This window comes from uncultured Bradyrhizobium sp. (genome assembly GCF_947648125.1).
Taxonomy (GTDB): Bacteria; Pseudomonadota; Alphaproteobacteria; order Rhizobiales; family Xanthobacteraceae; genus Bradyrhizobium.
Genome location: NZ_CANSMR010000066.1, coordinates 1 through 5868, shown reverse-complemented (window position 1 = coordinate 5868; position 5868 = coordinate 1). Strand labels below are relative to the sequence as shown.

The following is a 5868-nucleotide window of genomic DNA, read 5'->3' as shown; positions in this document are numbered from 1 at the left end:
CTCACATCTCGCTTCGCTCGCTGTGAGCCGACCCTCCCCCTCCAGGGGAGGGTGACCTCCGTCTAGCCGTTCGTGTGGTCGGTCGGCGAGCGCTTGGGTTCACCTGCAATCACGCAGGCCCCCCTTGCGTCCCGCGCACGTGGAATCCGCGTTCGCCATGGTAGGGAAACACCATGGCGCGGCTCCCGAAGATCGCGCGTGGGAGTAGAAATGTCCGATCTCGGCCTCGCCGAAATACCTGTCGACGAACAAGAACGGCCGCTGCCGCCGCCGGTGACGAGGCCGGCGCGCAACGCGCTGCTCGACGGGCCGATTTTGCGCACGCTGCTGTGGCTGGCGTGGCCGAACGTGATCGCGCTTTCCGCCGGCACCTGCGTGGTGATCGCGGAGACCTCCTATATCGGCCGGCTCGGCGTCGAATCGCTCGCGGCGATGGCGCTGGTGTTTCCCTGCGTGATCCTGACCATGACGATGTCCGGCGGCGCGATGGGCGGCGGCGTCGCATCGGCGATCGCGCGCGCCCTCGGCGCCGGCGAGATCGAGCGCGCCTCGACGCTTGCAATGCATGCGCTGCTGATCGGATTGACGTTCGGCGCCACCTTCATGCTGGGCATGCTGACCTTCGGTCCGCGCCTGCTCGAATTGCTCGGCGGCCGCGGCAATGTGCTGGCGCAGGCGATCGCTTATTCGCAGATCTTCTTCGGCGGCGCGATCCTGCCCTGGCTGATGAACACGATGGCCGGCATCCTGCGTGGCACCGGCAACATGAAGCTGCCGTCGACCATGATCCTGTCCTCGGCGGTGTGCCAGATCATTCTCGGCGGCACGCTCGGCCTCGGCCTCGGGCCGGTGCCGCAATTCGGCATGCGCGGCGTCGCGGCGGGTTCGCTGATCGCCTATTCGATCAGCATCAGCGTGATGGGCTGGTACCTGTTCTCGGGCCGCGCCCGCGTGAAGCCGAAACTCAGGGGGTTGCGCGTGCAATGGGCGATGTTCATCGACATCCTCAGGGTCGGCGCGGTCTCCTGCTTCTCGCCGCTGCAATCGGTTTTGACGATCTCGATCTTCACCCACATGCTGGCGCAGTTCGGCACCGCGGTGCTCGCCGGCTACGGCATCGGCGCACGGCTCGAATTCATGCTGACCTCGGTCGCGTTCGCGGTCGGCATCGCCTCGGTGCCGATGATCGGCATGGCCGTCGGCGCGGAGCGCGTCGCGCGGGCGCGGCGGATCGCCTGGACCGCGGGCACGCTATCGTTCCTCGCGGTCGGCGTGGTCGGCAGCTTCATCGCCGTCTTCCCCGACCTTTGGGTCAACCTGTTCACCAACGATCCGCATGTGCGGGCGACCAGCCATCAGTACCTGTCGACCGCCGCGCCGATGTACGCTTTCATCGGGCTCGCGATGTCGATGTATTTCTCCTCGCAGGGGGCTGCGAAGGTGCTGGGTCCGGTGCTGGCGCAGACCGCGCGGCTGATCTTCATCGGCGCCGGCGGCTGGTGGCTGTCGACGCATGAGGCGAGTGCGCAAGATTTCTTTACACTCGCCGCCGCGTCGATGGGCGTGCTCGGCGTGCTCTCCTGCCTCAGCGTGATCCTGACGCGCTGGGGCCGATCTGCACCGGTCGCGGAAGCGCAGCCGGCGCTGTCGTGAACCACTGAAAGTGCCGTCTCGGCTCTCACCCCGTCGTCCTGAGAGAATGTGAATGTATTCAGCGTCGTCCTGGCGAAAGCCAGGACCCATTCCCCCAACCGTTTGTTGTTGTGCGACGCTGGGGCCACTATCGCACTCTCAATCGAATTCGGTGGTTATGGGTCCTGGCTTTCGCCAGGACGACGGCGTGGGGAGGCGGCTCGCTACAATTTTCACACCGTCATCCCGAGGGCCGCTGAAGAAGCGACCTCCTCAGGGTGACGGTCATAGTTCGAAATGCGCGGCCAGTCGCATGACCTAGCGGGTCACGCCGCGTTCTTGTCCCGGGCCGATTTGGCCTGTGCGGCCTGCATCGCGGCCGCGCCGAGGTCCATTTGCGCGTCCATGTACGGCGCGATCTCGTGCGGCAGCACGTCGGCGATCCACACCACCCGGCAGCGCGCATCGCCTTCGGCAAACACCTGCACCGAGGCGGAATGCTGCTTCACCCGCTCGCTGGTGATCGCATAGACCAGCCGACGTCGCTTGTCGTCGCAATCGACCAGCGTCTCACGCGCCACGGTGCCGTTGGCGAAGCTGACGGTGCGGACGTCGCCGGCGAGTTGCGTGTCGGTGACGAAGCCCGGCACCAGCCGCGTGTGCAGCGCGCCGAAATCGCGCAGTGCGTCCCAGACATGATCGGCCGGCGCGTCGATCGGAATGTCCTTGTGAATTGAAGCCATGGAATTGGGTCCTTGCTGGTTGCATTTGAACGACCGTCATTGCGAGCGAAGCGAAGCAATCCACCTCACAGCAGAATGAAAGAATGGATTGCTTCGTCGCTTCGCTCCTCGCAATGACGGGTTGAGGCTTAGGTCGACACCGCCTCGACATTGTTGCCGTCGGGGTCGAGCAGGAACGCCGCGTAGTAGGTCGGGCTGTAGTCCTTGCGGTGGCCCGCCGCGCCGTTGTCCTTGCCGCCGGCCCTCAAGCCTTCGGTGTGGAATGTCTTGATCGCGTCATGGCTCGGGGCGCGGAACGCGATGTGGGCGCCGCCCTGGGTCTTGCCCTTGTGCAGATGCAGCCAGAGTGCGGGCTCGCCCTTGGGGCCGAAGCCGGCGCCGCTGTCGTCGCGCGAACAGAGCACGAAGCCGAGCGGCGCCAGCACCGCGGTGTAGAAGCGCACGCTGGCGTCGAGGTCGGCGACGCGCAATCCGATGTGGTCGTACATGATGGGGTCTCCAGTCGTTGAGCGCGTCGATGGACGCGCGGACCGGAAGAACCTAGCTATTGCAGCGCAAGGCGTTCTTGGAGAATCTTGCGGTCGCCGCGGGAGGCCTGGCGGAATTTCAGCGGCGAGGCGCCGGCGGCGCGGTGGAAGCTGCGCACGAAATTGGAGAGATCGCCGAAGCCGACGTCATAGGCGATGTCGGTGACCGGGCTGTCGTCGTCCACCAGCCGCCGCGCCGCATGGCGCAGCCGCGAGCGCACGAGATATTGATGTGGGGTCACGCCGAGCACGGCGGAAAACAGTCGCAGGAAATGGAAGGTGCTCAAGCCGGCCTGCTCCGCGGCATCGTCGAGGTCGATCTGATGGTGCGAATTGGCATCGATCCACAGCGCCGCTTCAACGGCGCGGCGGCGATCGCGCAGGCCGGCGGTGAGGGGCTTCGCCTTGCGGTCGGACACCAGCTCGACAAGGCGGCTGGCGAGGAGATGGCCGACCTCGTCAAGGCCGACGTCGCTGTTGCCAGTTGCCGCCGTTTGGGCGAGCTCCCCGATCACCATCAATTCCGGCAGCGGCGGCACCGAGCCGACCTGCCAGACCGAGGTGCGGTCGCCGATGGTCTCGACCAGCTCCGGGTCTAGGAAGAATGACAGGCATTCGTCGCCGACCACATGGTCGTGCGTGCAGGTGTATTCGTCGCCGGGGTGGCCGACCAGGATCGAGCCTGCCACCAGCTCATGGAAGCGGCCGCGGCAATGGCAGCCGAAGCTGCCGCTGCGCACATAGGACACGGAGTGGCAGGCGAACTGCTCGACGAACGGCTTGTCGCCGGGCTCCGCCGTGCAGCGAAACTCGTTCACCGTGATGCGATCGCGCTGCAACAGCGTGGTCCGGGTCATACCCCAGATTTAGGCTTGCGGCCGGGGCCGTGCAACGGGCAGCAGCACGTCGAACAGGGTCTTGCTGGTGGTGCTGGAACGGCCGTTTGCGGCTTTCGATTTCGCGGAGCTCGGGAAGCTGGACCCCGGCGACGCCGGCTTCGTCCCATGCGACGCCGCATCGGCCGATTGCCGTGTCGAAAATGGTGTACCCACGCCCCGCCATGACGCCACCAACCCCCAGATGCGAGCACAACATCGCCGCGGTCCGGCGCATCCGGAATCTTGACGATTGGTTAAGCATGTCGCGGCCGTGCTGTGTGATCCCGCCAACGTTCAGTCACGCATCCTCCGGTCACGCATCTTAAAGGCTTTGCCCGCTATCTGGTCGCCGGCATGCTGCTCCAAAAGACGATCAGCGGAACGATGACCAGCACGAGCGCCGAAGCCCCGCCCGGCAGCGCCGGCATGGTCGGGCGCGCGAGCGGGCGTGTTCACCCGCTCTTCGCGTTGCTGCTGCTGGCGTTGGTCTTGCGCCTTGCGGCCGCGGTCTGGCCCAACGTGATTTATCCCGACGAGACCTTTCAGTATCTCGAGCCGGCGTGGCGGATGCTCGGCCATGACGGCATTTTGACATGGGAATGGCGCGACGGCATTCGCGGCTGGTTGCTGCCGACATTGATGGCCGGACCGGTTGCCCTCGGCGATGCGATTGCGCCTGCCGGCGCAGGAGCGTTCCTGGTGCCGCGTCTGATCGCCGCATGCGCGTCGCTGTCGATCGTGGTCAGCGCCTGGTTTCTTGGCGCGCGGGTCTCGCGAACCCATGCCGTCGTCACGGCCTTCGCGGCCGCGGTCTGGTTCGAATTGATCATGCTCGCGCCCCACACATTGGGCGAGCCGCTGGCGACGGCGCTCATCGTTCCGGGGGCGCTGCTGGTCACCGATGGTGCGTCACCGCGGCGTCTCGCGATCGGCGGCGCCTTGCTCGCCTTCGCCTTTGTCTGCCGCTTCCAGTTCGCGCCGGCCATCGCCGTGCTGGCCCTCGGGGCGTGCTGGACGCGCTGGCGAAACCTGGTTCCGCTGGTTGCCGGCGGGCTCGTTGCGCTGCTGCTCGCGGCCGCGATCGACCTCGCGCATGGCAGCGTGCCGTTCGCCTGGCTGATCGCCAATATCAGGGAAAACCTTGTCCACGATCGCGCCATCGAATTCGGCGTGTCGCCGCCGTCGGCCTATCTCATCGACTTCCTGACCGTGTGGTCGGTGGCGATCCTGCTTCCGCTTGCTGCGATCTGGCGCGGCTGGCGGCACGCACCGCTGCTCGCGACCGTGGCGCTGGTCAACCTCGTCTTCCACAGCCTGATCGCGCACAAGGAATACCGCTTCATCTTCCTGTCCGTGGTGCTGTTCACCATCGTCGCGGCGCTGGGATCGGCCGATTGGGTCCAATGGCTGCGTACGAAGGACATGTGGCGCCGCCGGGCATTGCCGATCGTCCTCAGCGGCTGGGCGCTGCTGTCGGTGGCGCTGGCCGGCGGCAGCGAAGATATGCGCGAGTACTGGACGCGCGGCGTCGGCGCTGCGCGGCTCGCGGCCGAACTGCGCAGCGATCCGCAGATGTGCGGCCTTGCGCTTTACGACGTTCGCTTCCAGCAGTTGCCGGGGCGGGAACGATTGGTCGGCCCGGTGCCGCTCTATGCGCTGCAGCCCGCCGATCCGCTCGCCGAGTTGATCCTGCCGCCGCTGCTGCTGCGGGCGACCAAGCCGGCCTTCAACCGCATCCTTGCGCGGCCCGAGGCCGCAGGCGATCTGCCGGCGGATTTTTCACGGCAAAGCTGTGCCCGCGTCGGTTTCAGCAACGCCTGCATCTATGCACGCGGCGGAAGCTGCGACGCATCCACCGCTGCGCCCTTTGTGATCAATGACGTGCTTGTGAGGATGGGCTGGTAGCGGGTGGCGACGCGACGATCGGTGTCAATGCACGCTTGATCCGCTGCCTCGGCCCGGGCTATGGTCCGGCGGTCGCACCGGCAGGGGCGACCTCAAGCAATTGAGATCGCGGGCGTAGTTCAATGGTAGAACGGCAGCTTCCCAAGCTGCATACGAGGGTTCGATTCCCTTCGCCCGCTCCAG

5 protein-coding genes, 1 tRNA gene and 1 pseudogene are annotated in these 5868 nt (G+C 66.3%); 3 read left to right on the top strand and 4 right to left on the bottom strand.

Annotation, left to right across the window (positions count from 1 at the left end; all coding sequences use genetic code 11):
• The first annotated feature begins 210 nt into the window (after window positions 1–210).
• Window positions 211–1653, top strand: a complete 1443-nt coding sequence (locus Q0030_RS40445) for an MATE family efflux transporter (RefSeq protein ID WP_298380682.1) — start codon at window positions 211–213, stop codon at window positions 1651–1653.
• A gap of 305 nt (window positions 1654–1958) precedes the next feature.
• On the opposite strand, the gene Q0030_RS40440 is transcribed toward Q0030_RS40445, so the two are convergent.
• From Q0030_RS40440 to Q0030_RS40425, 4 genes and pseudogenes are all read right to left on the bottom strand, one after another.
• On the bottom strand, window positions 1959–2375 hold the full coding sequence (locus Q0030_RS40440) for an SRPBCC family protein (RefSeq protein ID WP_298380679.1): 417 nt from the start codon (window positions 2373–2375) through the stop codon (window positions 1959–1961).
• A 128-nt stretch (window positions 2376–2503) separates the two neighbouring features.
• Window positions 2504–2863, bottom strand: a complete 360-nt coding sequence (locus Q0030_RS40435) for a VOC family protein (protein WP_298380676.1) — start codon at window positions 2861–2863, stop codon at window positions 2504–2506.
• 56 nt (window positions 2864–2919) lie between these two features.
• Window positions 2920–3759: an AraC family transcriptional regulator gene (locus Q0030_RS40430; RefSeq protein ID WP_298380673.1), complete on the bottom strand. Its 840-nt coding sequence runs from the start codon at window positions 3757–3759 to the stop codon at window positions 2920–2922.
• 73 nt (window positions 3760–3832) lie between these two features.
• A pseudogene (locus Q0030_RS40425) lies at window positions 3833–3964 on the bottom strand (cysteine methyltransferase); the annotation flags it as partial.
• A gap of 200 nt (window positions 3965–4164) precedes the next feature.
• Between Q0030_RS40425 and Q0030_RS40420 the strand changes: the two are divergent.
• Both Q0030_RS40420 and Q0030_RS40415 read left to right on the top strand, forming a co-directional pair.
• Window positions 4165–5685 (top strand): 4-amino-4-deoxy-L-arabinose transferase, encoded by a 1521-nt coding sequence (locus Q0030_RS40420; protein WP_298380670.1) that lies wholly within the window; start codon window positions 4165–4167, stop codon window positions 5683–5685.
• A gap of 108 nt (window positions 5686–5793) precedes the next feature.
• Window positions 5794–5867: transfer RNA gene (locus Q0030_RS40415), tRNA-Gly, on the top strand.
• Window position 5868 lies beyond the last annotated feature (1 nt).